Origin of the sequence: Streptomyces sp. NPDC057694, assembly GCF_042799415.1 — a bacterium.
Lineage (GTDB): Bacteria > Actinomycetota > Actinomycetes > Streptomycetales > Streptomycetaceae > Streptomyces.
The window spans coordinates 53,328-77,063 of record NZ_JBHVIX010000027.1 but is presented as its reverse complement, the minus strand read 5'-3'; the positions used below and the strand labels follow the sequence as shown (position 1 = coordinate 77,063).

The following is a 23,736-nucleotide window of genomic DNA, read 5'->3' as shown; positions in this document are numbered from 1 at the left end:
GGGCCGGTGCGCACCCCGGTACGGGGCGCTCGTCACAGCCCCATGGGTATGCTCCCCGGCATGTCCCCCACCCACATATCCGCTGATCCCGCCCGGGGCGACGCCTGCCCGGGCGCGCTGCGGCTGCACGCGGCGGACGACGGTTTCCTGGCGCGGGTGCGGATTCCCGGCGGGGTGCTGACGGTGACGCAGGCGCGGGCGCTGGGCGCTCTCGCGGGGCGGCTCGGGGACGGCGTGCTCCATCTCACCTCGCGGGGAAACGTTCAGCTGCGCGGGCTGCGGGACGGCTGCGGCGGCGAGTTGGCGGACGCTCTGAGCGCGGCCGGGCTGCTGCCGTCGCCCGCGCACGAGCGGGTCCGCAATGTGGTCGCCTCACCCATGTCGGGGCTCGACGGGGGCGGGCACGTCGACGTACGCGGGTGGCTGCGCGGGCTCGACGCGGCGCTGATCGCGAGTTCCGTCACGCCCGAACTGTCCGGACGGTTCCTTTTCGCGCTGGACGACGGTCGCGGGGATGTCGCCGGGCTCGGCCCGGATGTCCTTCTTCGGGGGCTGCCCGGGGGCGACGGGCTCCTCTCCGTCGGGGGTGTGGCGTTCCGGGTGCCGTACGAGGACGCTGCGCGGGCTGCTGTGAGCGCGGCTGAAGTCTTTGTGGAGGCGGCCAGGGAGGTCTCCGATCGCCGGGTGTGGCGCGTCTCTGAACTCGGCTTGCCCGAAGGCGAGTTGACGGCCCGCCTGTCCCGTCGCCTGGGACTGCGCCCCGTAGGGGCGCGGGGAACTGCGCGACCAGCCACGACGAACGCGCACCCGACGACGGGCACGGGGCTCCGCCCCGGACCCCGCTCCTCAAACGCCGGAGGGGCTGAATGTGCCGGACCCGGCGTGGAAGAGCGCCCCGTAGGGGCGCGGGGAACTGCGCGACCAGCCACGACGAACGCGCACCCGACGACAACCGGCATCGCCCTCCCCTTCGGTACGGCCACCCCCGACCAGTGGGCGGACCTCGTAGCCCGCGCCGCAGAACTCCCCGCACAAGAACTCCGCGTCACCCCCTGGCGCCGCATCGTCATCCCCGGCGCCACCGAAGAGGAACAGCACCCCGAAACCCCCTGGACCCGCGTAGGCGCCTGCATCGGCAGCCCGGGCTGCGCCAAGTCCCACACCGACGTCCGCGCGGACGCCACAGCCCACCTCGCCGAGGCCCACCCGACCCTGCCCACGTACTGGTCGGGCTGCGACCGCCGCTGCGGCCACCCGGCAGGGACGACGTACATCGACATCACGGCCCGCCCGGACGGCGGCTACGACACGACCACCCGCACCACCCCACAACCCAGTTGAAAGAGCCGAACCCCATGTCCCTGTACGACTACGAGAAGGACGGCGCGGCGATCTACCGCGAGTCCTTCGCCACCATCCGCGCCGAGGCCGCGGCAGGCCTCGCCGCGCTGCCCGCCGACGTCGCCCAGGTCGCGGTCCGCATGATCCACGCCTGCGGCCAGGTGGATCTCGTAGCGGACATCGCGTACTCCGCCGGGGTCGTCGCGAAGGCCCGCGAGGCACTGCGCGCGGGGGCACCGATCCTGTGCGACGCCCGGATGGTCGCGAGCGGCGTCACGCGCAAGCGGCTGCCCGCCGACAACGAAGTGATCTGCACCCTCAACGAACCCGAAGTGCCTTCCCTCGCCGCCGAGTTGGGGACCACGCGGAGCGCCGCCGCGCTGGAGCTGTGGCGTGACCGCCTGGAGGGCTCCGTCGTCGCCATCGGCAACGCCCCCACCGCCCTCTTCCACCTCCTGGAGATGATCGCGAAGGGCGCCCCGCGTCCGGCGGCGATCCTCGGCATCCCGGTCGGCTTCGTCGGCGCGGCCGAGTCGAAGGACGCGCTCGCCGCGTCCGGCCTGGGCCTGGAGCACCTGATCGTGCGGGGCCGGCGCGGCGGCAGCGCGATGACGGCGGCGGCACTGAACGCGATCGCCACCGAGGCGGAGATCCTGGAGGACCGGGCATGAGCGCCACCCCCGAGACCACGGGCAGGCTGTACGGGGTCGGGCTCGGCCCCGGCGATCCCGAACTGCTCACCGTGGCGGCCGTGAAGGCGATCGGCGAGGCCGACGTCGTCGCGTACCACTGCGCCCGGCACGGCCGGTCCATCGCCCGCTCGATCGCCGCGCCGTACTTGCGCGAGGGCCAGATCGAGGAGCGGCTGATGTATCCGCTCACCGTGGAGACGACGGACCACCCGGGCGGCTACCGGGGCGCCCTCGACGACTTCTACGCGGAGGCCGCGGCCACGCTCGCCGCGCATCTGGACGCGGGCCGCACGGTCGCGGTGCTCGCGGAGGGCGACCCGTTCTTCTACGGCTCGTACCAGCACATGCACAAGCGGCTCGCGGACCGCTACGACACGACGGTCATCCCCGGTGTCACCTCCATCAGCGCGGCGGCGGCCCGGCTCGGGGAGCCTCTGTGCGAGGACAAGGAGACGCTGACCGTCATACCGGGCACGCTGGACGAGGACGAGCTGGCGGCGCGGCTCGCGGCGGCGGACTCGGCGGTCGTGATGAAGCTGGGCCGTACCTTCACCAAGGTCCGTACGGCGCTGGAGAGTTCGGGCCGGCTCGACGACGCGCGGTATGTGGAGCGGGCGTTCATGGCGGGCGAGCGCACCGGCCGCCTCGCCGACATCGACCCGGACTCGGTCCCGTACTTCTCGGTGGCGGTGCTGCCGTCCCGGGTCGAGACCGAACCGGCCGGGGCGCCGGAGCGCGGCGAGGTCGTGGTCGTCGGCACCGGTCCGGCGGGCGCGCCCTGGCTCACCCCCGAGTCGCGCGGCGCCCTCGCGAACTGCGACGACCTTGTCGGCTACACGACGTACCTGGACCGGGTTCCGGTCCGGCCGTGGCAGCGGCGGCACGGTTCGGACAACAAGGTGGAGTCGGAGCGCGCCGAGTTCGCCCTGGACCTGGCCCGGCGCGGGCGCCGGGTGGCCGTCGTGTCGGGCGGTGACCCGGGCGTCTTCGCGATGGCGACGGCCGTGCTGGAGGTCGCCTCCGAGGAGCGGTACGCGGACCTTCCCGTACGCGTCCTGCCGGGTGTCACCGCGGCCAACGCGGCGGCGGCGAAGGCGGGCGCTCCGCTCGGCCACGACTACGCGACGATCTCCCTCTCGGACCGGCTCAAGCCGTGGGAGGTGATCGCGGAGCGGCTGCACGCGGCGGCCGCCGCGGATCTGGTGGTGGCGCTGTACAACCCCGGTTCGAAGAGCCGCACCTGGCAGGTCGCGAAGGCCCGCGAGCTGTTCCTCGAACACCGGGCGCCGGACACCCCCGTCGTGGTCGCCCGGGACGTGGGCGGCCCGGAGGAGTCGGTCCGCGTACTGGGCCTGGCCGACCTGGACCCGGCCGAGGTCGACATGCGTACGCTGCTGATCATCGGCTCGTCGCAGACGCGGGCGACGACGCGCGGCACCGGCGCCACCATCGCCTGGACGCCCCGCCGCTACCCGGAGACGCCCACGACCCGCTGAACCCAGGCGGCGGCCTCCGCCACGGTGGCCGCCACCTCCACGCCCTGCGGCACGGGCGGCCGCCGCACGACGACGACCGGAATCCCGGCCTCACGGGCGGCGGTCAGCTTGGGCGCGGTGGCGGCGCCCCCGCTGTCCTTGGTCACGAGCACATCGATCCGATGCCGGGCGATGACCTCCCGCTCCCCCTCCAGCGTGAACGGCCCGCGATCGAGCAGCACGTCCATGCGCGGCGGGAACGGCGGCTCGGGCGCGTCCACGGCCCGTACGAGGAAGTGGGCGCCGCCGACGTGCGCGAACGCGGCGAGCCCCTGCCGCCCGGTGGTGAGAAACACCCGCCCGAACCCGGCGACGGCCTCGGCCGCCTCCCCCAACGACCCGACCTCCCGCCAGTCGTCCCCATCCTGTGCCACCCACCCGGCCCGCCGCAGCGCGAGCAACGGAACCCGGGCCTCGGCGGCGGCCCCGGCTGCGTTGAAGCTGATCCGCTCCGCGAACGGATGAGTGGCATCGACGACAGCGTCCACCCCGTGTCCCCGCACCCAGTCAACGAGCCCAGGAACCCCACCGAACCCCCCGACCCGCACCTCCCCCACCGGCAACCGAGGCGCGGCGACCCGCCCCGCGAGCGAACTGGTGACCCGCACCCGCCCGTCCAGCACCTCAGCCAGCTCCCGGCCTTCGGTGGTCCCACCGAGGATGAGTACGTGCGGCAACGGGGGCTCCATGGGCTTGCTCGGACGAAGGGGGTGCGCCCACTCAAACACACGGCGCGCCGCCCCGAACGCCCCGGTGGGCCGCCTCAGGGCTCCCTGCGCACGGGCCGCCAGTCCGAGGGCCAGGGGACGTCCCGTTTGGCCGGGCCGGGTACGCCCAGGCCGATGCGGGCGTGCTCGATGTAGAAACGCTGGGCCTGCCGGAACTCCGCGGAGGCCTGCTCCCAGCTCTGGTCGACCTCGGTGGGCACGTCGCGGGCCAGGAGTTCGAGCCGCCACAGGCAGTGGTCCAGCGCCTTCGACGCGGTGTTCGTGTCGGTGTCGCCCAGCAGGGCGCAGGTCTCCGTCAGTGCGGAGCGTCTGGCTTCAAGGGCGCTCATCTCGGCCAGGACGTCCGCGGTGAGTTCCAGCGGTGCGGGGCCCGTCACCAACCCCCGCCCGGCGGCTATGCGTTGATAGCGGGCCGCCAGTTCCTTGACGGTGTGCAGGTACTCGGCGTACGCGTCCAGGCGGCGCGCGTCCCACCGCACGGACTGCTCACGCCGCCACCGCGACCGCTCGCTCAGGCTGCCCGCGAGAAACGACGTGACGGCGCCGAGCGCCACGCCCGCCAAAGGAATGATCTGCCCCGACAGACTCATGGAGACTCCCCCGTCGATCCCGGCCGTTCCCGTCGACGGCCGCCCCTGGCCGGGACGGTACCCCGCGTGTCCCCCGCGCATCGGCACAGCCGGAACAGCGCCCCCTCAAGTAACCGCCCCGAGTCGGGGTCCACGTGCGTGGAGCCCGCGTCAGCCCCGGCCCCGCCCCGCGTCGCCCAGGTCCCTGACCGCCCGGTCCAGGCGGGCCCGGCGGTTGTCCGGGGTTGCCTGGAGGAGGGGGAGCAGGACCAGGTAGCGGGCGGTTCGGTCGAGGGCGTCGAAGGCTTCGCGGGCCGTCGGGTTCGCGTCGAGGGCCGCCGTCAGGTCGTCGGGGACGGCGGCTGTGGACTGGGAGGCGTAGGCGCGGTCCCAGCGGCCGTCGTCCTGGGCGCGGCGCACCTCGGCGAGTCCGGGCTCGCGCATCCGGCCGGCCGCGGCCAGCGCCGCTACCTTCTCCACGTTCACCCGCGACCAGACGCTGCGCGCCCGCCGCGGCACGTACTTCTGCAGGTAGTAGCGGTCGTCGAGGGCGCGCCGCTGTCCGGAGATCCAGCCCCAGCACAGGCCGATGTCGACCAGTTCGTCGTCCGTGACCGACGCGATCCCCGACGCCTTCTTCGCCACCTTCACCCACACGCCCTCGCGCCGCGTGTGCTGCCCGGACAGCCATTCCTCGAAGGCCGCCGCGTCCGGGAACGCGCGGACCTCCACCCCGTCGAACTCGTCCATGCGGGCAACCTAACCCGGCCGGTGCATCGGCTTCAGCGATTGCGGGGATGGTTGCGCGCCGCGCGTTCGTTGCCGTGTTTGTAGGCGCCGGTCCAGCGCGCCATCACGAGCTGGGCGTCTCCCGACTCGACCTCCTCGAGGAACTTCTCGGCCCGCGCGCCCCGCAGCGTTCCGGCGGCGCGGCCCTGATGGGTGATCGTCACGGTGCCGTCGGGGCGCTGGTCGTAGGTGAAGCCGTAGGGGCGGGGCATGGCGGGATGGTAGGCCCCGGGCGGGCGGGGCCGGTACCGGGTTTCCCGGCTCAGCAGTCGTGCCGGTCCCGGTCCGCCGAGTACAGGTGGCTGTCGCGGAACTGGGAGGCGCCCAGGGTGCGGCCCACCAGGATCACCGCGGTGCGCCGGACTCCGGACGCCTTCAGCTGGTCCGCAATGTCGCCGAGGGTGCCGCGCAGGACGAGTTCGTTGTCGCGGCTCGCGTAGGCGACGACCGCGGCGGGACAGTCGGCGCCGTAGTGCGGGAGCAGCTCGGAGACGATGCGGTCCACGTATTGGGCGCCGAGGTGCAGGACCAGGAGGGCGCCGGACGCGCCCAGCGTCGCCAGGTCCTCGCCGGGCGGCATGGGTGTGGCCTGCTGCGCGATGCGGGTCAGGATGACGGTCTGGCCGACCGTGGGCACGGTGAGTTCGCGCTTGAGGGCCGCTGCCGCCGCCGCGAACGCGGGGACGCCGGGGACGACCTCGTACGGAATGCCGTGCGCGTCCAGGCGGCGCATCTGTTCCGCCACCGCCGAGAACACCGACGGGTCGCCGGAGTGCAGGCGGGCCACGTCGAGGCCGGCCTCGTGGGCAGCGACCAACTCCCGCTCGATGGCGTCCAGATCGAGGTTCGCCGTGTCGATCAGGCGGGCGTCCGGCGGGCACTCGGCGAGGAGTTCGGCCGGGACCAGCGAACCCGCGTACAGGCACACCTCGCAGGCGGCCAGCCTGCGCGCGCCGCGCAGCGTGATCAGGTCGGCGGCGCCGGGGCCCGCTCCGATGAAGTAGACCGTCATGAGGGGTCCGTCCCTGCTGTGTTCGCTGTCTTCGTTGCTGACCATTGGGTGACCGGCATCGCCTGACGCCAGCCCGTGAAGCCGCCGACCGGCACGGCGTGCGCGACCGAGAGCCGCGTCAGGTCACCGCCGTGGCGCCGGTAGTGGTCGGCGAGCAGCGCCTCCGACTCCAGCGTCACCGTGTTCGCGACCAGCCGGCCACCCGCGCCGAGCGCCTCCCAACAGGCGTCGAGCAGGCCCGGAGCGGTCAGGCCGCCGCCGATGAACACCGCGTCCGGGGAAGGGAGTTCGGCCAGGGCCGCCGGTGCCGCGCCCGTCACGACGTGCAGGCCGGGGACGCCGAGGCGGGCCGCGTTGCGGGTGATCCGCCCGGCCCGTTCCGGCGAGCGTTCCACGGTGTACGCGCGACACGACGGGTGCGTGCGCATCCATTCGACGGCGATCGAACCGGAGCCGCCGCCCACGTCCCAGAGGAGTTCGCCGGGGGCGGGCGCGAGCGCGGCCAGCGTCGCGGCCCGGACGTGGCGCTTCGTGAGCTGCCCGTCGTGCTCGTACGCGGCGTCGGGCAGCCCCGGCACCGCGCCGAGGCGCAGCGCGTCCGGGGCGCGTACGCAGGTGACGGCGATGACGTTCAGGGCGTCGCCGGGCGGGTGCGTCCAGTCCTCGGCCACGCCCTCGTGCGCCGTCTCGGCCTCGGCGCCGAGCTGTTCCAGGACCGTCATCCGGCTCGGGCCGAAGCCCCGGTCGGTCAGCAGCGCCGCGACCGTCGCCGGGGTGTCCGCGCCCGCCGACAGGACCAGGACCCGGCGCCCGTCGTGCAGGACGGCGGCGAGCCGGTCCGCCGGGCGCCCCACCAGCGACACCGTCTCGGTGCCCTCCAGCGCCCAGCCGACGCGCGCGCACGCGTAGGACACGGACGACGGGTGCGGCAGGACCCGGAAGGCGTCGGCGCCCGCCGTCTCGGTCAGCGTGCGGCCGATGCCGTAGAACATGGGGTCGCCGCTGGCCAGGACCGCGAGCCGGGAGCCCCGGTGCCGCTCCAGGAGGCCGGGCACGGCGGGCCTCAGCGGCGACGGCCACGCGACGCGCTCGGCGGGGCAGGCGTCGGCGGGGAGCAGGGCCAGCTGGCGCGGGCCGCCGATGATCACCTCGGCGTCGGCGAGCGCGGCCCGCGAGACGGCGGGCAGGCCCGGCCAGCCGTCGGCGCCGATCCCTACGACCGTCACGGGTGTCGGATGCGCGGGAGTCACTGCCTGGTACCTCGTGCCGGGTGCGTCATGCTCGGAAGAACGGAATGGACGGAATCGACGGAATCGACGGGAACACCGTCAAGGACGTCATCGTGGGAGCCGCACTCTATCGGGCGACATCGGCTCCCCTGCCGAGCGCCCCAGGGAGACCCCTCTTGACCCGCACCGCCCTCACCGGCCGCGTCGCCCCCATCATGCCGAGCCGCACCCTGTCGGTGACCATCGACTTCTACGCGGTCCTGGGCTTCGAGGCCACCACCCACCTGCCCGACGACGGCTATCTGATCCTCGTACGCGACGACACCGAACTGCACTTCTTCCACGCGCCCCGCACCGACCCGCTGACCACGGCGCACGGGGCGTACCTGCGGCTCGACGGCGGCGCGCATATCGCCGACGCGCTGTACGAGGAGTGGCGCGCGACCGGGCTGAGCGCCGACCCGTACGCGACGCCGCGGCTCGTCGAGCCCGACGACACGGTGTACGGGATGCGGGAGTTCGCGCTCGTCGACCCGGACGGGAATCTGCTGCGCGTCGGCGCGGTCCTGGAGGCCACCGAGGGCTGACCCGGCGGGTGTTCCGGCCGCCGCCCCGGCGGCGGACCGACGCGCCGCCCGGCGCCACGGTCCGCGGAACCGCCCCTTCCACGGTGTTGGCTCGGACCTCCGGGACACCGAGCAGGAGGAACGAGACGCACATGGCCAGGAACGGGGCGGCGGCGCGGGCCTGGGTCGTGTCCGCCATGGTGCTGGGGGCGTCGACGGCCGGGGTTCCGGCGCACGCCGCCGACGGGGACGGCGCGGACACGGGGCACGCCGCCGTGGTGTGGCCGGTGACGGCCACCCCGCACATGACGGCGGCGGCGCTCGGTTCGGGCGACGACGCGCGGGCGGTCTTCGACTCCGACGAGCTGGCCGGCCTGTTCGCGGACGGCGGGCGGCTGCGCGAGGTCGTCGACGCCGGCAAGGGCCGCGCGGTGAGCTGGGTCCTCGACCCCGATCTGGTGCTCGCCGCGCAGGCCATGGCGCGCGGCTACCGCGTCGCGGACAGCGCCGAGTCCACCAACCCGCAGGACAGCACGCAGGGCACCGGGCAGAGCGCCGCCCGGGCGTGGCTGGCCGACCTGAAGGGCGCGGTGCGCGGCCGCGACGTGTGGCTGCTGCCCTACGCGGACCCCGACATCGCCTCCCTCGCCCACCATCCGTCCGGCGACACCGACGACCTGACGGAGGTCGTCGCGAACCTCGCGGACGACGCGAAGAAGAACGTCGACTCGATCCTCGGCACCGGCACCAGAACCGGGCTCGGCTGGCCCGCCGACGGCGCCCTGGACACGCGGATCACCGGAGTCGCGGGCACCCTGGGCCTGACGTGGATGCTCGCCTCGGGGCAGGGGATCGACCCGGCCGGCGCCGACCCGGTGACGCTCGGCGACGGCGACGACGCGATCACGGCGCTGCCGTACGACACGGACGTGACGACGGCGCTGGGCCGCATCAAGGACGAGGACAAGGACGCGGGGGCGTCTGCCAGTCCGGGTGCGTCGCCGAGCACGTCGTCCGGTACGCCGTCCAGTACGTCACCCAGCGCCTCGCCCACCCCGTCCCCCAGCGGCACCGACGCCTCCCCATCCGACACCGCCTCCCCCTCCCCCTCCGCGTCGGAGAAGCCCGACACCCCCGACCCCGACACCGTCGACCGGATCACCAAGCTCCTGAAGGCGAACACCCGCCCCGTCGTCGTCCCGCCCCGCGACCTGTCCGGCACGGCGGCGAACGCGCTGGCCGCGGCGATCGACTCCGGGACCGACGACGGCTGGCTGGAGCCGGAGGGCATCCGTACCGCCGACAACGACCCGGTCACCGGCGCGGCGGGCGCGTCCTCCGCGTATCCGTCGCGACTGCGCGCGAGCGAGCTGACGTCCGATCAACTCGCGGCGGCGGCAGGTGACTTGGACGGTCTCGCCACGCTCTCGAAGGTGCTCGCCGATCCGAAGGTCACGACGGCGTCCGTGCACGCGGCGATGGCGCGCGCCCTCTCCACGGCCTGGCGGGGCCTGGACGACGCCGACCAGGAGACGTTCCAGCAGCGCACGAGCGCGTTCCTGAGCACGTCGGTGGCGTCGCTGCGGATGGTGCCGAAGTCCACCGTCACGGTGACCTCGGGCGACGCCACGATCCCGGTGACCGTCGACAACGGGCTCCAGCAGCCGGTCGCCGGGCTCGAACTGCGGGTGACCTCAAGCGACTCGGAGCGGCTGCGGATCAACGACGGGACGCTGGCGGTGGAGGCCGCCGGCTCGGCCAGCCACACCAACCAGCTCTCCGTCACCGCGAGGGCCAACGGCAAGGCGCAGCTCACGGCGCAGCTCTACACGACCAGCGACGGCAAGCCGTGGGGCGACCCGATGACGTTCGAGGTGGATGTCGCCTCGGTGTCGTCGGGCGCGATCGCCGTGGTCGCCGTCGGGGTCGTGCTGATCGTGCTGGCCGCCGCGGTCCGGATGCGGAACGTACGCAGGAGGCGCGCCAGGGAGGAGTCCCCCGACGCGCCCGACGACACCCCGCACTCCCCGCACACCCCCGACGGTCAGGACTGAGCGCGCAGGGTCCGCAGGATCAGCCACTGGTCGCCGTAGGCCATCGCGGTGCCGAGCACGGCCATCACGATGCCGACCGTCACCCCGCCGACGGCCGTGCCGACCGCGAACCCGGCCGCGCCGAGCAGGGCGTGCACCGCGAAGCGGACGGCGACCAGGCCGAGGGCGAGCAGCCGGGTGCGCTTGTTCTTCCACAGCGCCTTCATCAGACGCATCCGCTTCTTGAGGACGGTGAGGGAGAGCACCAGGTTGAGGACGATCAGGACGGGGAGCAGCGCGTACGTGGCCGGGTAGGCGCGGGCGATGTCGAAGACCCCGGCGAAGCAGCCCGCGATCGGGAAGTACCAGGCGGGCAGCCCCTGGAAGTCCGCCGTGGCCCGCTCCTCGACCATCGTGCCCCGTGCGACCGTCGCCGTGTCCGCGCTCATGTCCGTCCCCCTGGATTCCGTGTGTCTCGTCTGTCGCCGGCCGGTTGTCTCCGGCACGACTGAGCTTCGCGGAGAAGGGGGGTCCCTCGGCAGAGCGAGCCGTCCTCACTCGACACGTACAAATGTCACGGCCCGCTCTTACCCTCGCGACCTACGCTCCCGCCCGTGCGCCGCCACCTCAGCCGGTACGTCGCCGTGGCCTACGCCGCGGCCGTGCTCGCTCCCCTCCCCCACGCCCTCGCCGCCCCGTTCCTGCCGTACCTGCTCGCCCTGATCATGTTCAGCGCGGGTCTTCAGGTGCCGGTGCGGGAGCTGGCCCATCTGCTGCGGGGGCCACGGGCGCTCGCCGCCGGGCTCGTCGTCCATCTCACCGCGCCGCTGCTGATCGTCCCGGCCGTCGCCTGGGTGCTGCATCAGTCGTCGGACTCCGACGGGGGCAGCGGGGTGACGGCCGCCGTGATCCTCACCGTCGCCATGCCGGTCGCGGCCGGTGCCACCGTGTGGACGGGCCGGGGCAACGGCGACCAGCCCACCATGGTCGGCCTCGTGCTGCTGTCGACGCTGCTGAGCCCGCTGACCGTCCCGCTGACCGTGGCGGCGCTCGCGCCGCTGCTCTCCGACGCGTACGCGGGCACGCTCACGGCCGTCGCCCACGACACCGGTTCCGGGCTCGCCCTGACCGGGGTGCTGCTGCCGTGCGTGGCGGGCATCGCGGTGCGGCTGCTGCTTCCCGAGCGGCCGTTGACGCGGGTGCGGGGCACCGTGCTGCCCACCGCGACGGCCGGTTCCCTGGTGCTGACGTACGCGAACGCGGGCGGCGCCATCGGCCCGTTCCTCGCCCACCCACGGTTCCTGCTGCTCGGGGCCGCGCTGGGGGTGGCGGCGGCGGTGTGCCTGCTGTCGTTCGCGCTGGGCCGGGTCACCGCGCGCGTGCTGCGGCTCGACCGGCCGGCCGGGGCGTCGGTCACGCTGGCCTGCGGCATGAACAACAGCAGCGCGAGCGCCGTCCTCGTCTCCGCCGCGCTGCCGGACCGGCCGCACGTGCTGCTGCCGGTCCTGGCGTACGGAATGCTCCAGAAGCTGGCCGCGAACCAGGTCGTGACCCGCGCCATGCGGTCCTCCGCCTGACGGCCGTTGGCGCGGGTGTGGAGCGGCCGTGACTCAGGCGGCCGGTCCCCGACGCGCGCCGGGGGCCCGTTGGTCGTCGTGCGCGGTATCGGGTCTGCTGTCGTCCCGGCTGTCGGCGGCGGTCAGCAGGAGGACGGCTGCGAGGCAGAAGGCGAGAGGGGGACGCGTGCGCATGGTCCGAGCCTGCGCGCGCGAGGGCGCGCACGCATGTGGGGGCGGGCCGTGCGAGCTATCCCAGGGCCGGTTCTACGCACGCTTCAGGCCCGGTTGGCGGGCCAGTCCGGTACCCACAGTTCGTCGTCGGGGACCGGCTCCCGCTCGTAGCGGTCGGCCAGGTGCGCGCGCAGCAGCCGCAGTGCCGGGTGCGGGTTGTCGTCGCGCCACAGCAGCCAGTGCGGGTAGACGGGCGTGGGGCGGGCGAGGGCGACGAAGTGCAGGCCGAGGCCGGTGGGGCGGGTGAGCGGGGTGCGGGTGCCGATGAACGTGCCCAGGTCGTCGGAGGCGGTGATGGTCCGCGCCATGTGCTCCATGCCGAACGCGGGGCCCGACGCGTCGAGGCGGAACCCGAACGCGGCGGCGAACTCGGCGTAGTAAACGCCCCATTCGCTCGTCGGATCCAGGCCCGGCATCACGATCCGCAGCCCCGCGAGATCGGCCGGGGAGACGGTCTCCCGGCCCGCCAGGGGATGCGCGGGGCCGACCGCCAGGACCGCAGGCTCGTCGAGGACCCGCGCCGTGCGCACCGGCGCGGGCAGCCGCTCGGCGGGCAGGCTGTGCGCCCAGAACGAGGCGTCGACGCCGCCGTCCCGGACCGCTTCGAGGGCGGCCCGGCCCGCCGTGCGGACCACCGTCACGTCGAGCGCCGCGTCCGGGTGGGCCCGGTGGAAGTCCTGGAGCAGCCCGGCCGTGCTCACGCGCGTGCCGAGCACGTCCACGCGCAGTGGCCGCGCGCCGGGCCGCACGGCCGCCTCCGCCTCCGCGACGGCCGCGAGGACGGCCCGCGCGTGCGGCAGGAACGCGGTTCCGTCGAGGGTGAGGCGGGCCCCGCGCGGGGTGCGCAGCAGCAGCCGTACGCCGAGCTGCCGCTCCAGGGCGGCGATGCGCTTGGAGGCGGCCTGCTGGGTGATGCCGAGGCCGGCGGCGGCGAGCTGGATCTGCCCCTCGTCGGCGACGGCGACGAAGGTGCGTACGGCTTCCGGATCCACCCCGCCATACAACCACGGGTTGTACGGGGGTGCCGTGTCGGTTGTTTGATCCGGGGCGGTCGCTGCGGCTTGGATCGCAGGTCATGGGCGATGTGCGGGGAGTACGGGCGGGGCGGCTCGGGCCGGATTTCGGGTGGCTGTGGGCGGCGTTCGCGGTGAGTTCGGCGGGCACCATGCTCGCCTTCGACGCGTTCGCGCTGATCGCGGTGACGGTGCTGCACAGCAGCTCGGTGCAGGTGTCGTTCCTGTCGGCGGCCGGGATCGCGGCGGGCGCGCTCTTCGCGGTGCCGCTGGGGCCGTGGGTGGAGTTCCGCCGCAAGCGGCCCGTGATGGTCGGCGCCGACCTGGTGCGCTGCGCGGCCCTGCTCACCCTCCCCCTCGCGTACGCCCTGCACGCGCTGAGCTATGCGCAGTTGGTGCTCGTGTCGGTGGTCGTGGCGACGGCCGACATCGTCTTCCGGGCCGCGAGCGGCGCCCATCTGAAGGCGCTGGTCCCGCAGGAGGGGCTGATGGTCGCCAGCGCGCGCTTCGAGTCGACGACCTGGACCACGACGGCGCTGGGCCCACCGCTCGGCGGCGCCGCGATCGGCCTCTTCGGCCCGCTGACGACGGTCCTCGGCGACGCGGTGAGCTACCTGCTCTCGGCGGCCGGCGTCCGCCGCATCCGCCGCCCCGAGCCGCCGCCGCCCACCGCCGCCTCGACCCGGATCACCCGCGCCGACATCGCCGAGGGATGGCGCTACCTCTGGCGCACCCCGTACCTGCGCGCCCTGTTCCTGAACTCGACCCTCGTCAACGGCCTGATCATGGTCGGCGCCCCGCTGATGGCCGTCCTGATGCTCCGCGAACTCGGCTTCCCCGCCTGGGAGTACGGCCTCGCCTACGGCGTCCCGTGCATCGGCGGCCTCATCGGCTCGCGCCTGTCGTCACGCCTCGTACGCCGGTACGGGGAACAGCGCGTCCTGCGCTGGAGCGGCACCGCCCGCGTGTGCTGGCCGGTGGGGCTCGCCCTCACCGGCACCGGTACGGGTGGGCTGCTGACGGTGATGGCCGTCGAGCTGGGCCTGATCACGTGCATCGGCGTCTACAACCCGATCCTGGCCAAGGAGCGCCTCCAGCACACCGACTCGGACCGCCTGGCCCGGGTCCTGTCGGCATGGACGGTCACCGGCAGAGCGGTCACGGCCACGCTGACGCTGGCCTGGGGCGCCCTGGCCTCCCTGATCGGCACGCGTCCGGCGTTGGCGGTGGCCGGGGTCCTGCTCCTGGCGACCCCGGCACTGCTCCCTACAACTCCCCGAGCTTCGCTGCCCGAACGAACGCCTCGAACGCCTGCGACGGGACCGTGATGGTGCCGCCCGCGGGGGTCTTGGAGTCGCGGAGGGCGATGTGGGGGTTCAGGGCGGCGTACTCGACGCACTGGCCGCCGGTGTCGCCGCTGTACGAGGACTTGTGCCAAGCGGCGCCCGCCAGGGGGGCGCATTCGACGCAGTCGCCGCCGCTGTCCCCGCTGTAACTCGACTTACGCCAGGCCGCGTTCCTCGTCGTCCAGGTGATCCCCATAACGCTCCTCCATCACGCGGCTGATCAGCGCCGCGGAGTCCTCCACGGAGAGCGCGGCAGCCTGCAAGCGAGCGTAACGGAATGCCCCCTCCTTGAACGTCTCGGGCCCGGCTGTCGCGTGCCCCTGCGCAAAGTCCTCGGTATAGAGGACGTTCGGGTCGTCGTCGAAGCGCAGAAGGTTGAACGATCCCGTGAGGCCTGTGTGTTGACCGACCGCATAGGGCAGCACCTGGATGTTCACGTGCCGCTGCCCTCGGAAGCTCAACAAGTGCGCAAGTTGGTTCCACATGACGTTTCGGCCACCGATCGGTCGGTGCAGCATCGACTCGTCCAGCACCACCCACACTTGCGGCGGCTCGCCCCGCTCCAGGATCCGCTGCCGCTCCATGCGCGCGGCGACCAACTCGTCCAGGTTCGGCGGGCTGGGCGCCTCCATCACGGCGCGTGCGTACGCCTCCGTCTGGAGCAGCCCGTAGACGACCTGCGCCTGATAGGTCGAGATGTACGTCGCCTTCGCCTCAAGGCCCGCGTACTGCTGAAACCAAGCCGGAAGCTGCGACCGAAGCACCAGCCCCACCAACCGCGCGAACGCACCCCCGGTCTCCAGCGCGGCGTCCACCCGCTCGGCGAAATCCCGGGTCGGGACCTTGTGGGCGGTCTCGATCTGGCCGATCAGGGATGCGGTGCAGAAGAGTTTGGCGCCGAGCTGTGGCTGGCTGAAGCCGGCGGCCTCGCGCCAGTACCTCAGCTCGGAACCGAAGTGATCGAGCGGCGACGCGCTCGGGTCGAGTTGCCGGATGTGTGCCATGGCCGTCCCCCAACAGGAGTCAAGGTTCATTTCCCCGCCGTGACTGACCGTAGCCACACGAAAACTCACCGCACAGCCGAACCGACCGATCTCCACCCCCAACCCGGCAACTTGTTGGGACCCCCTCACGGAACAGCCCGTTGGGGCCGCCCCTCTCCCGGAAGGACCGCGCAGGCCAGGAGGCTGGAAGGGCTCAACTGCCCACCCGCCTACGGGAGTCACGATGCAGCACGCCCTGAACCACTTCACGGTCGGCGACCACTCGGCCCGGCACATCAGAAGGATCATCCGCGACTACGCGCGGCAATGGGGGATGGCAGAACTCTCGGACGCGGCGGAGCTGGCGGCGACGGAGCTGCTGACGAACGTCGTACGGCATGTGCCGGGCCGTAGGTGCTCCCTGGTGATCCTGCGCCTGGAGGGAGGCCTCCGGGTAGAGGTGACGGACCCGGACCCGCGCCCGCCGGTGCTGAGGGTGGCGGACCAGCTGGCGGAGGGCGGGCGGGGCCTGATGCTCGTACAGGCGGTGACGGACCGCTGGGGATCGCAGCCGCGCCCGCCGGGCAAGTCGGTGTGGTTCGAGTGCGACGCGAAACGGGACGCGGTCAGCGGTTGAGGTCGGGCCGCTGCGGGGCACTCTGTCGGCGGGAGAAGGCGTCACGCAGCTTCCCGCCCATCGCGGCACTCTCCTCGTCCGACATCGGCTCAGCGAAGTCGAGCACCGGCAGATCGACGTCTCCGATAGGAGATGCCGGTCGCGGCGGGATCTCCCATCGGCCGATCGGGATCATGCGGGCAACCGGGCGGCCATGCCTGGTCACCGTGATCTCTTCGCCGCGCTCGACCCGGTCGAGCAGCGCCGAGGAATGCCGACCGAGTTCGCGTGCCGTGACGTCCATGGGCGCCAACGTAACGCCCGCCGCCACCCGATCAGGCGCCCCCGGATGCCGGTCCCCCCAACCCTGTACAGAGTTGCGGCATGGCCGCCCCCTCCTCCTCGTACGGCGCCGTCCCCCTGGTTCCCGGTGCCGAGCCCCTGCCCGAACTCGATGTGCCGTCGCCCGGCCGCCAGCACCGGCTGACGGTGCTGCTGCGGCTGCTGCTCCTGCTGCCGCACGCCGTGCTGCTCGCCGTGCTCGGCGTCGTCACGTTCTGCGTGGCCGTCGTGGCGTGGGTGGCCACGCTGATCCTCGGCCGGGTGCCGGACTCGCTGGAACAGTGGCTCGCGGGGTACGTCGGGTACGCGACCCGGTTCGACGCGGCGGCGATGCTGCTGACCGACCGCTACCCGCCGTTCCAGGTGCTCGGGGAGCCCGGCGGCTACCCGGTGCAGGTGCGGCTGCGCTCCACGGCCCTCAACCGGGTCGCGGTGTTCTTCCGGCTGCTCCTGGTGATCCCGGCGGCCGTACTGGCCTCCCTCGCGGTGGCCGGGTGGTGGGCCGTGGCGCTGGTGTCCTGGATCGTCGTGCTGGTGCTCGGGCGGATGCCGCTGCCGCTCTTCGAGGCGACGGCGGCCGTGGTCCGGTACCGGATGCGGGTGTCCGCGTACCTGCTGCTGCTGACGTCCGCGTACCCGAAGCGGCTCTTCGGCGACCAGTCGTCGGCGGACGCCGTCATCGGCATCGTCCGGGGCCCTTCGGCGACCCGGCCGCTGATGCTGGGCACGGCCGGGCGCGTACTCGTCGGCGTCTTCCTGTTGCTGGGCGTGGCGGGCTGGGCCGGGAACGCGGTGGGGTACGAGCCGTCGCCGGCTCAGGCGGGCACGGAGCGCGTCTCGCCCTGAGCCGCCAGCAGCGCCGCGAGCCCCGTGCGCGCCCCACACGCATACGCCTCCGCCCGCCGCGCGGGCGGCAGCAGCCCGTCGAGCAGGGCCTCGGCGCGGCGGCGCACCGGGGCGAGGTAGGGGGAGCGGGGCAGCGGGATCTCGTGGAAGGCGTCCACGGCGCCGAGGAGTCGGGCGGCCAGGAGGCCGTCGCCTGACAGGGCCGTCGCGTCCGCGAGGAGTTCTCCGGCGCAGCGCCCGCCGATCGGCGAGCCGTACGCGAGGAACGTGCGCAGCGCCTTGCGGGCCAGCACCTGCGCGGAGTCGGCGTCGCCCTCCCAGCGCAGCACCTCCGCCCGCGCGTAGCGCGCCCACGCCTCCGCCCAGCCGTCCCGCGCCGCGCCGGGGTGCGCGGGGCCCGGCTGGGCCGTCTCCAGGGCGGCCTCCGGGTCGGTGCGGACCAGGGCGAGGGCCAGCGCGGCCCGGATCTGCGCCGGTCCGGGGCCGAAGTCGGAGGTGTCACCGGCGAGTTCGAGCGCCGTGCGGAACTCGACGGCCGCCGCCTCGGTGCGGCCCTGCCACAGCGCCGCCGCGCCGCGCAGTTGGGCGAGCAGGCCCAGACAGTGGCCGTCACCCGCGCGCACCGCCTCCGCCCAGGCCGCCGTGAGCAGCGGATCGGCCCGCTCGGGCGCGCCCAGGTCGAGTTCGAGCCAGGCCGCGAGCCACAGCGCCCGCGCGGGCGGCGGGGCCTGGTGCAGGGCGAGGGCGTGGCGCAGCAGGGTGCGGCCCTCGGCGGTGTGCCCGCACGCCGTCCACAGGAACCACAGGTGCACCACCACGTCCAGGGCGGTGGCCGCCTCGGCGCGCGGGGACAGCGGCGAGGTCTCCGGGTCCATGGCCGCCCGCAGTCCGGGCAGTTCGCGGCGGGCCAGGGCGGCGGCCTCCTCCTGACGGCCCGCGGTCCACCACTCGGCAGCCTGTCGGGCGACGCCGAGCGCCCAGCGGCGGTGCGCGAGGACGGCCGCCCAGCGTTCGCCGGACAGCTCCAACTCCCTTTTGGAAACGGCTAGTTGAGCGGGCGGGAGATGGTAGCGGCCGGAGTGCGGGTCCTGGATCAGGGCGTGCGGGGCGATGCGGTCGAGGATGCCCAGTACCTCGGTGGCGGGCAGCGGGCCGCCCCCGCACACCTCGGGCGCCGCCTCCCGCCGGAACCCGTCCTCGAAGACGGCGAGCCTGCGCCACAGCAGCTGTTCGACGCGGGAGCAGCGGGCGTAGGAACGGGCTGCGGCGGCCAGTTGCCGCTCCCCCGGACCGATGCCGTCCGCGTCGCCATCGGCCGCCGTCCAGGCGCGGGCCGCCTCGACGAGCGGCCCCGGCACCCCGCCGAATCTGCGGCACAGCCGGGCCGCGCCGTCCGGGTCCCGGTCCACGGCCGCGTCGCCGAGCACGGCCCGCAGCAGCTCCAGCGCCTCGGACGGCCGGTCCGCGCCATCAGGTACGGATGCGTCGAGCGGGCGCAGCACCATGACGGTCTCGCCGCGCAGATGGCACGGGCGCTCCGCGACGACCAGCACCGTCAGCTCCGGCAGGTCCAGGAGCAGCGACGCGACGAGGGCGGTGCCCGCGCCGCCGAGATGGTCCCAGTCGTCGAGCACCAGCAGCGGCCCGGACCGCCCGGCGAACCGGTGCCGCAGCCGCGCCCCGACCCCGGCGAGCATCTCCGGCTCGTACCCGGCGCCCGACTCCCACACCACCTCGCGCCGCAGCTGCCCCACGGCCTCCAGCGCGAGCCGGGTGCGGCCCACGCCGGGCAGCCCCGTCAGACAGACCAGGCGTGCGGTGGCGAGACGGGACAACAGAGCCGCCAGATCCCGTCCCCGGCCCACGAGTTGGCCGCCGCCGGACGCGTCCTCGGCCCTGTGCGCCGCCATCGTCACCGATACCCCCGGTTCCGGCCACAAAGGCCCGTTCGATCACCCGGGGACCCGCATGCCCTATTTAATGCATATGCCTGGGGTCAATGTTCGTACGGCGTCCGGCGCCATCACCGGGTGACCCGGACAACCACCGAGGAGCAGCAGTGCGTACACGGGAATCCGCCATCTCGGAGGCCGATCTCACCCTGATCCACGCACTCCAGCTCGCCCCGCGCGCCACCTGGTCCCAGCTCGCCGGGGCGCTCGGCCCCACCCCCGACACCCTGGCCCGCCGCTGGGCCCGGCTCACCGCGCGCGGACACGCCTGGTCGGGAGTGCTGCCGGGCGCGCTGACGGCGGGCAGCCCCGCCGTGACCGCCGCCTGGATCAGGGTCGAGTGCGCGGCGGGCACCGTGCCGGCCACCGCGGCGGCCCTCACCGAGGACCCCGGCACCCTGACCGTGCAGCACGTCACCGGCGTCGCCGACCTCGTCGCGTACGTCGCCGCGCCCGACCCGGCCGCCCTCGACGCCTACGTCGTGGACCGGCTGCACCAACTGCCGGGCGTCCGCGCCACCCGCACCCACGTCGTCACCGCCCTGTACACCCCGGCGGCGTCCCCGCGCCTGGACCAGCTCACGCCCCGGCAGATACGCGCCGTGCGGGAGCTGGGCGGCCGTCCGGGCCGCACGGTCCGCCCCGGCCGTACCGCGCCGCTCACCGCGCCCGACCCGGTCGACCAGCGGCTGCTGCTCGCACTCGCCGAGGACGCCCGGACCGGCGTCGCCACCCTCGCCCAGCGGATCGGCGCCAGCGAATCGACCGCCCGGCGCCGCCTCGCCCGGCTGGAGACGGCCGACGCCGTGCTGTTCAGAACCGAGGTGGCCCCGCGCCACTCCGGCCGCCCCGTCTGGGTCCTGATCTGCGCCGACGTGCCCCCGGACCAGCTCGCCCCGGTGGCCGCGGCTGCGGGCCGGCTGCGCGGCACCCGCACCGTCACCGCCGTGACCGGACCGCACAACCTCTTCGTCTGCGCCTGGCTGAGCCGCGTCGAGGAACTGCCCGGCTACACCGAGAAACTGGCCCGCGCCGCCCCCGGACTGCGCATCGCCGACACCAAGGTCTCGCTGCGCACGCACAAACTCGGCGCGCACGTGCTCGGCCCCGACGGACACCGCGAACGCGTCGTCCCGCCGGACATCTGGGGCATCTCACCCCGCGCCTGACGGCGTGTACACCCCGGCTCACGGCGGCCGCGCTGCCACAGTGACCACGACCCCCTACCCCAATTCGTCGGTTACGCCGGTTACTACGGCTGTACACCGGTTCGGGAGCTTTCGTGGCACACGTACACGTGATCCTCAATCAGAAGGGCGGCGTCGGAAAGTCCACGCTCGCCGTGAACCTCGCCGCCGTGACGGCCGACGTCCTCGGAGGCCCCCTCGGCGGCGGCGACGAACAGCCGCCCGTCGTCGCCGTCTCCATCGACCCGCAGGGCTCCGCCGTGTGGTGGTCCGAGCGCGTCGGCGACGGCCTGCCCTTCGACTTCGTGCAGGCCCACGACGACCTCGCGGGCCTCGCCGCGCTGTCCCGCATCCCGTCCGCGCAGCACGTCTTCGTCGACACCCCGGGCTGGCTCGACCTCTCCGAGGACGACGGCGCCGACCCGCTCGGCAAGGGCGCCGCGGCCGACGCCCTGCGCGCCGTGCTGTCCAACGCCACCGACGTCATCGTGCCCGTCGAGCCCGAACCGCTCGGCTTCCAGCCCACCCAGCGCACCATCGAGAAGGTCGTGAAGCCGCGCGGGCTGCCGTTCCGCGTCGTCATCAACAACTGGGACCCGCGCGACGGCAAGGCCGACCTGGAGCAGACCCGCGCCTTCGTCGAGGGCCAGGGCTGGCCGCTCGCCCGCACCGTCGTACGCCACTACAAGCTGCACACCCGGGCCAGCGCGGACGGCCTCGTCGTCACCCAGTACGGCGCCAACAAGGTCGCCCTCCAGGCCCGCGAGGACTTCTTCCGCCTCGCCCTGGAGGTCGGCCTCGCCGCGATCCCGAAGCCCGCCCGCAAGCCGCGCGCGAAGTCCGCGACGAAGACCGGCGCCGGCCCTGCCGAGAAGGCCGCACCCAAGCCCCGCAAGAAGAAGGTGACCGCCTGATGGGCCGCCGGACCGATCTGTCCTCCCTGCTGGCAGCGGCCAAGGACGGCGAACCGGCCATGGCGACGGCGGTGCGCAAGCGGCCCGACACCAGACCGCTCACCGTCCGCGTCACCGAACTCGCCGAGAACCCCGACAACCCGCGCCACGAACTCCGTGACCTGGAAGGACTCGCCGAGACGGTCCGCGAGCGCGGGGTCCTCCAGGCCCTGGGCGTCGTCCCCGCCGCCGTCTTCCTCGCCGCCCACCCGCACCACAAGGACGCGGTCGGACCGTCCCCGTACGTGGTCCTGCACGGCCACCGCCGCCTCGCCGCCGCCAAACTGGCGGGCCTGGACGAGGTGCCCGTCCTGGTCCGCGACGACGCCACCCGCTCCGACGAGGACGCGCTCATCGAGAACGTCCAGCGCGACGACCTCACCGAGCTGGAGCAGGCCCAGGCCATCCAGGGCCTGATCAGCGCGTACGGCTACTCGCAGCGGCAGGTCGCCGCCCGCATCGGCAAGACCCAGGGGTTCATCTCGCAGCGGCTGTCCCTGATGAAGCTGCGCGAGGACCTCCAGGAGGCACTCGCCGACGGCCGGGTCTCGGTCGAGGACGCCCGGCGCATCGCCCGGCTGCCCCGCGACGAGCAGGAGCTGCCCGGACCGGTCACCGGGGCGACGGTCCCCGCGGCCCGCCAGGAGAAGCGCGAGCGCCGCCGCAACGATTACGGCGTAATCGAACTCGACAGCCGCTCGACGCCGGAGGAGATCGTGGAGGCCCTGCGCCGCCATCTCGCCCCGGCGGCGCTGGATCGCGTGGTGAAGCTGCTCGGACGGTAGTCCCCCACCGTTTACCGTTGGCCCGTGCTCGATCTGCCGTCCCCGTCCGTGAAGGACGCGCCGCCGCCCGCCGAGGCCGTCGCCCCGCTGATGCGCGGTCTCGACGTCCTGCGGCGCCTCACGGACGCGGACGGCACCCTCGCCCTCGCCGAACTGGCCCGGGGCACCGGGCTCGCCCGCTCCACGGTGGACCGGATCTGCGCGACCCTCGCCCACCTCGGATACCTCCGCCTCGACGGGCGGGACGCCTCCCTCGCGCCGCCGCTCATGGCCGTCGCCAACGCCTGCCTCGACGCGCTGCGGGTGCCCGGACCGCTCGGGCCGCTCGCCGACCGGCTCGCCGACGAGCTCGACGAGTCCGTCTCCATCGCCGTGCCGGACGGGGACGACATCCGCTTCGTCCATCAGGTGCTGCGGCGGCGGGCCCTTTCGATCAGCTTCCGGGTGGGGGATCTGCTGCCCGGGGAGGGATCCGCGCCGGGGATCGTGTTCCGCCGGGGGGCCTCGCCGTCCGTGGACGATCAGCTGGTCGAGCCGGGGCTTGTCGCTGTGGCGGTGCCCGTACGCGGGCCCGGCGGGGATGTCGTGTGTGCCGTGAGCGTCGTCAGCCATACGAGTCGGCACTCGGCGCGGGGCCTGCCGGGGGTTGTTCGGGGGGCTCTGGAGGCTTGTGTGCGGGACATGGAGGGGGTGCTCCGTGACGACGCCGAGGTCACGGGGCTCCGCCCCGGGCCCCGCTCCTCAAACGCCGGAGGGGCTGAATCTGCCCCTGTGCAAGCACTGGCCCGCGGGCTCTCCGTGCTCACCGTGTTCAGCGGGGAGCGGCCCGCGATGACGCTCTCCCAGGTCGCCGAGGCCGCCGGACTGTCCCGGGCCAGTGCCCGGCGGGCGCTCATCACCTACGAGTATCTGGGGTACGTGCGTCAGGACGGCCGTGTCCATCGGCTCACCCCGCGCGTGCTCGGGCTCGGGTGCGCGCCGTTGTCGCGGACCACGGTGCCGCGGATCGCCGGGCCCCATCTGGCCGCGCTGTCGGACACGCTCGGTGAGTCGGTGGGGCTGTCGGTGGCGGACGGGGAGTGGGTGCGGTGCACCGCGCGGGTCGCTCCGCGCCGGGTGATGAGCGTCGACATCGGCGTCGGCACGCGGCTGCCGGCGGGGGCGACGGCCGCCGGAGAGGTGCTGGCCGGGAAGGTCGGCGAGGCCGTGGCCGACGGGCCCGAGGACGGGCTGTGGTCGGTGGCCGTGCCGCTGCGAGGGCGGGACGGAAGCGTCGTCTCCGCGCTCGACGTCACCGCGCACCGGGGGCGCGGCGAGCGCACCGCCTGGGCGGAGGCGCTGCGCGCGACGGCCGCCGGGATCGAGGCGGACCTGCGCGTCACCTCGCGGTTCGTGACCGTCCCCCGCCACTGACCCGCTACCGGCCCGT

The 23,736-nt window shown here is 74.1% G+C and carries 26 protein-coding genes; 13 read left to right on the top strand and 13 right to left on the bottom strand.

All coding sequences use genetic code 11. From position 1 onward, the window contains the following. The first annotated feature begins 60 nt into the window (after positions 1–60). The 3 genes from ACFVDP_RS37015 to ACFVDP_RS37005 are packed head-to-tail and all read left to right on the top strand — an operon-like array spanning position 61 to position 3,529. Positions 61–1,341: a cobalamin biosynthesis protein CobG gene (locus tag ACFVDP_RS37015; protein ID WP_383499762.1), complete on the top strand. Its 1,281-nt coding sequence runs from the start codon at positions 61–63 to the stop codon at positions 1,339–1,341. 14 nt (positions 1,342–1,355) lie between these two features. Continuing rightward, positions 1,356–2,012, top strand: coding sequence for a precorrin-8X methylmutase (locus ACFVDP_RS37010; protein ID WP_383499759.1), 657 nt, complete (start codon positions 1,356–1,358; stop codon positions 2,010–2,012). Beyond that, complete coding sequence (locus ACFVDP_RS37005; RefSeq protein WP_383499756.1) at positions 2,009–3,529, top strand: precorrin-2 C(20)-methyltransferase; 1,521 nt, start codon at positions 2,009–2,011, stop codon at positions 3,527–3,529. Before ACFVDP_RS37010 ends, ACFVDP_RS37005 begins: the two co-directional genes overlap by 4 nt. Here ACFVDP_RS37005 and ACFVDP_RS37000 read toward each other — a convergent pair. The 6 genes from ACFVDP_RS37000 to cbiE all read right to left on the bottom strand — a co-directional run bounded on the left by ACFVDP_RS37000 (position 3,502) and on the right by cbiE (position 7,916). Then, entirely contained in the window at positions 3,502–4,257 is a 756-nt protein-coding gene (locus tag ACFVDP_RS37000) for a cobalt-precorrin-6A reductase (protein ID WP_383499753.1), read from the bottom strand. The genes ACFVDP_RS37005 and ACFVDP_RS37000 overlap by 28 nt on opposite strands. Before the next feature lie 74 nt (positions 4,258–4,331). After that, on the bottom strand, positions 4,332–4,886 hold the full coding sequence (locus tag ACFVDP_RS36995) for a hypothetical protein (RefSeq protein WP_383499750.1): 555 nt from the start codon (positions 4,884–4,886) through the stop codon (positions 4,332–4,334). Positions 4,887–5,036: 150 nt separating this feature from the next. Continuing rightward, positions 5,037–5,615 carry a YdeI family protein gene (locus ACFVDP_RS36990; protein ID WP_383499747.1) on the bottom strand — a complete coding sequence of 193 codons (579 nt, stop codon included), beginning with the start codon at positions 5,613–5,615 and terminating at the stop codon, positions 5,037–5,039. A gap of 32 nt (positions 5,616–5,647) precedes the next feature. Next, a complete protein-coding gene (locus ACFVDP_RS36985; RefSeq protein ID WP_383499744.1) occupies positions 5,648–5,866 on the bottom strand; it encodes a hypothetical protein in 219 nt (72 codons plus the stop codon). 50 nt (positions 5,867–5,916) lie between these two features. Beyond that, positions 5,917–6,666, bottom strand: coding sequence for a precorrin-4 C(11)-methyltransferase (gene cobM, locus ACFVDP_RS36980; RefSeq protein ID WP_383499741.1), 750 nt, complete (start codon positions 6,664–6,666; stop codon positions 5,917–5,919). Continuing rightward, complete coding sequence (cbiE, locus tag ACFVDP_RS36975; RefSeq protein WP_383499738.1) at positions 6,663–7,916, bottom strand: precorrin-6y C5,15-methyltransferase (decarboxylating) subunit CbiE; 1,254 nt, start codon at positions 7,914–7,916, stop codon at positions 6,663–6,665. The genes cobM and cbiE overlap by 4 nt, the downstream gene beginning before the upstream one ends. A 155-nt stretch (positions 7,917–8,071) precedes the next feature. Between cbiE and ACFVDP_RS36970 the strand changes: the two genes are divergently transcribed. Both ACFVDP_RS36970 and ACFVDP_RS36965 read left to right on the top strand, forming a co-directional pair. Beyond that, complete coding sequence (locus tag ACFVDP_RS36970; RefSeq protein ID WP_383499735.1) at positions 8,072–8,482, top strand: bleomycin resistance protein; 411 nt, start codon at positions 8,072–8,074, stop codon at positions 8,480–8,482. Positions 8,483–8,613: 131 nt separating this feature from the next. Beyond that, positions 8,614–10,515, top strand: a complete 1,902-nt coding sequence (locus ACFVDP_RS36965) for a DUF6049 family protein (protein WP_383499732.1) — start codon at positions 8,614–8,616, stop codon at positions 10,513–10,515. Here ACFVDP_RS36965 and ACFVDP_RS36960 read toward each other — a convergent pair. Further along, positions 10,506–10,943, bottom strand: a complete 438-nt coding sequence (locus ACFVDP_RS36960; protein WP_383499729.1) for a hypothetical protein — start codon at positions 10,941–10,943, stop codon at positions 10,506–10,508. The genes ACFVDP_RS36965 and ACFVDP_RS36960 overlap by 10 nt on opposite strands. Before the next feature lie 165 nt (positions 10,944–11,108). Between ACFVDP_RS36960 and ACFVDP_RS36955 the strand changes: the two genes are divergently transcribed. After that, positions 11,109–12,071: a sodium-dependent transporter gene (locus ACFVDP_RS36955; protein ID WP_383499726.1), complete on the top strand. Its 963-nt coding sequence runs from the start codon at positions 11,109–11,111 to the stop codon at positions 12,069–12,071. A gap of 33 nt (positions 12,072–12,104) precedes the next feature. Here the strand turns inward: ACFVDP_RS36955 and ACFVDP_RS36950 are convergent, their stop codons facing one another. Together ACFVDP_RS36950 and ACFVDP_RS36945 are read right to left on the bottom strand one after the other, a co-directional pair. Next, on the bottom strand, positions 12,105–12,245 hold the full coding sequence (locus ACFVDP_RS36950) for a hypothetical protein (RefSeq protein ID WP_383499723.1): 141 nt from the start codon (positions 12,243–12,245) through the stop codon (positions 12,105–12,107). Between the two features lie 83 nt (positions 12,246–12,328). After that, complete coding sequence (locus tag ACFVDP_RS36945; protein ID WP_383499720.1) at positions 12,329–13,276, bottom strand: LysR family transcriptional regulator; 948 nt, start codon at positions 13,274–13,276, stop codon at positions 12,329–12,331. Positions 13,277–13,359: 83 nt separating this feature from the next. On the opposite strand from ACFVDP_RS36945, the gene ACFVDP_RS36940 reads away from it, so the two are divergent. Then, positions 13,360–14,625, top strand: coding sequence for an MFS transporter (locus tag ACFVDP_RS36940; protein WP_383499717.1), 1,266 nt, complete (start codon positions 13,360–13,362; stop codon positions 14,623–14,625). Here the strand turns inward: ACFVDP_RS36940 and ACFVDP_RS36935 are convergent. Continuing rightward, positions 14,564–14,839, bottom strand: coding sequence for a DUF397 domain-containing protein (locus ACFVDP_RS36935; protein WP_383499714.1), 276 nt, complete (start codon positions 14,837–14,839; stop codon positions 14,564–14,566). The genes ACFVDP_RS36940 and ACFVDP_RS36935 overlap by 62 nt on opposite strands. Beyond that, positions 14,799–15,647, bottom strand: coding sequence for a Scr1 family TA system antitoxin-like transcriptional regulator (locus ACFVDP_RS36930; RefSeq protein ID WP_383499711.1), 849 nt, complete (start codon positions 15,645–15,647; stop codon positions 14,799–14,801). The genes ACFVDP_RS36935 and ACFVDP_RS36930 overlap by 41 nt, the downstream gene beginning before the upstream one ends. Positions 15,648–15,870: 223 nt before the next feature. Here ACFVDP_RS36930 and ACFVDP_RS36925 point away from each other — a divergent pair, with 223 nt between their 5' ends. After that, on the top strand, positions 15,871–16,263 hold the full coding sequence (locus tag ACFVDP_RS36925) for an ATP-binding protein (RefSeq protein WP_383499708.1): 393 nt from the start codon (positions 15,871–15,873) through the stop codon (positions 16,261–16,263). Here ACFVDP_RS36925 and ACFVDP_RS36920 read toward each other — a convergent pair. Further along, positions 16,253–16,546: a type II toxin-antitoxin system Phd/YefM family antitoxin gene (locus tag ACFVDP_RS36920; protein WP_383499705.1), complete on the bottom strand. Its 294-nt coding sequence runs from the start codon at positions 16,544–16,546 to the stop codon at positions 16,253–16,255. The two genes, ACFVDP_RS36925 and ACFVDP_RS36920, sit on opposite strands and share 11 nt — an antisense overlap. Positions 16,547–16,626: 80 nt before the next feature. On the opposite strand from ACFVDP_RS36920, the gene ACFVDP_RS36915 reads away from it, so the two are divergent. Next, the gene (locus ACFVDP_RS36915) at positions 16,627–17,430 is read left to right on the top strand and encodes a DUF4389 domain-containing protein (RefSeq protein WP_383499702.1); all 804 of its coding nucleotides are present in this window, start codon (positions 16,627–16,629) and stop codon (positions 17,428–17,430) included. Here ACFVDP_RS36915 and ACFVDP_RS36910 read toward each other — a convergent pair. Continuing rightward, entirely contained in the window at positions 17,400–19,340 is a 1,941-nt protein-coding gene (locus ACFVDP_RS36910) for an ATP-binding protein (RefSeq protein ID WP_383499699.1), read from the bottom strand. The two genes, ACFVDP_RS36915 and ACFVDP_RS36910, sit on opposite strands and share 31 nt — an antisense overlap. A 149-nt stretch (positions 19,341–19,489) precedes the next feature. Here ACFVDP_RS36910 and ACFVDP_RS36905 point away from each other — a divergent pair, with 149 nt between their 5' ends. The 4 genes from ACFVDP_RS36905 (at position 19,490) to ACFVDP_RS36890 (ending at position 23,720) form a co-directional block, all read left to right on the top strand. Then, positions 19,490–20,551 carry an Lrp/AsnC family transcriptional regulator gene (locus ACFVDP_RS36905; RefSeq protein WP_383499696.1) on the top strand — a complete coding sequence of 354 codons (1,062 nt, stop codon included), beginning with the start codon at positions 19,490–19,492 and terminating at the stop codon, positions 20,549–20,551. 113 nt (positions 20,552–20,664) lie between these two features. After that, complete coding sequence (locus tag ACFVDP_RS36900) at positions 20,665–21,483, top strand: ParA family protein (RefSeq protein ID WP_383499693.1); 819 nt, start codon at positions 20,665–20,667, stop codon at positions 21,481–21,483. Next, the gene (locus ACFVDP_RS36895) at positions 21,483–22,307 is read left to right on the top strand and encodes a ParB/RepB/Spo0J family partition protein (RefSeq protein ID WP_383499690.1); all 825 of its coding nucleotides are present in this window, start codon (positions 21,483–21,485) and stop codon (positions 22,305–22,307) included. The genes ACFVDP_RS36900 and ACFVDP_RS36895 overlap by 1 nt, the downstream gene beginning before the upstream one ends. Before the next feature lie 24 nt (positions 22,308–22,331). Further along, the gene (locus ACFVDP_RS36890; protein ID WP_383499687.1) at positions 22,332–23,720 is read left to right on the top strand and encodes a helix-turn-helix domain-containing protein; all 1,389 of its coding nucleotides are present in this window, start codon (positions 22,332–22,334) and stop codon (positions 23,718–23,720) included. Positions 23,721–23,736: the final 16 nt, after the last annotated feature.

Bases quoted from the DNA above. Each gene is read 5' to 3' on its own strand.
- ACFVDP_RS37005 (WP_383499756.1), top strand. From the start codon at position 2,009: ATGAGCGCCACCCCCGAGACCACGGGCAGGCTGTACGGGGTCGGGCTC.
- ACFVDP_RS36920 (WP_383499705.1), bottom strand. From the start codon at position 16,546: ATGGACGTCACGGCACGCGAACTCGGTCGGCATTCCTCGGCGCTGCTC.
- ACFVDP_RS36990 (WP_383499747.1), bottom strand. From the start codon at position 5,615: ATGGACGAGTTCGACGGGGTGGAGGTCCGCGCGTTCCCGGACGCGGCG.
- ACFVDP_RS36960 (WP_383499729.1), bottom strand. From the start codon at position 10,943: ATGAGCGCGGACACGGCGACGGTCGCACGGGGCACGATGGTCGAGGAG.
- ACFVDP_RS36940 (WP_383499717.1), top strand. From the start codon at position 13,360: ATGGGCGATGTGCGGGGAGTACGGGCGGGGCGGCTCGGGCCGGATTTC.
- ACFVDP_RS36895 (WP_383499690.1), top strand. From the start codon at position 21,483: ATGGGCCGCCGGACCGATCTGTCCTCCCTGCTGGCAGCGGCCAAGGAC.
- ACFVDP_RS36915 (WP_383499702.1), top strand. From the start codon at position 16,627: ATGGCCGCCCCCTCCTCCTCGTACGGCGCCGTCCCCCTGGTTCCCGGT.
- ACFVDP_RS37000 (WP_383499753.1), bottom strand. From the start codon at position 4,257: ATGGAGCCCCCGTTGCCGCACGTACTCATCCTCGGTGGGACCACCGAA.
- ACFVDP_RS37015 (WP_383499762.1), top strand. From the start codon at position 61: ATGTCCCCCACCCACATATCCGCTGATCCCGCCCGGGGCGACGCCTGC.
- ACFVDP_RS36910 (WP_383499699.1), bottom strand. From the start codon at position 19,340: ATGGCGGCGCACAGGGCCGAGGACGCGTCCGGCGGCGGCCAACTCGTG.
- cobM (WP_383499741.1), bottom strand. From the start codon at position 6,666: ATGACGGTCTACTTCATCGGAGCGGGCCCCGGCGCCGCCGACCTGATC.
- ACFVDP_RS36995 (WP_383499750.1), bottom strand. From the start codon at position 4,886: ATGAGTCTGTCGGGGCAGATCATTCCTTTGGCGGGCGTGGCGCTCGGC.
- ACFVDP_RS36930 (WP_383499711.1), bottom strand. From the start codon at position 15,647: ATGGCACACATCCGGCAACTCGACCCGAGCGCGTCGCCGCTCGATCAC.
- ACFVDP_RS36925 (WP_383499708.1), top strand. From the start codon at position 15,871: ATGCAGCACGCCCTGAACCACTTCACGGTCGGCGACCACTCGGCCCGG.
- ACFVDP_RS36935 (WP_383499714.1), bottom strand. From the start codon at position 14,839: ATGGGGATCACCTGGACGACGAGGAACGCGGCCTGGCGTAAGTCGAGT.
- ACFVDP_RS36965 (WP_383499732.1), top strand. From the start codon at position 8,614: ATGGCCAGGAACGGGGCGGCGGCGCGGGCCTGGGTCGTGTCCGCCATG.
- ACFVDP_RS36985 (WP_383499744.1), bottom strand. From the start codon at position 5,866: ATGCCCCGCCCCTACGGCTTCACCTACGACCAGCGCCCCGACGGCACC.
- ACFVDP_RS36950 (WP_383499723.1), bottom strand. From the start codon at position 12,245: ATGCGCACGCGTCCCCCTCTCGCCTTCTGCCTCGCAGCCGTCCTCCTG.
- ACFVDP_RS37010 (WP_383499759.1), top strand. From the start codon at position 1,356: ATGTCCCTGTACGACTACGAGAAGGACGGCGCGGCGATCTACCGCGAG.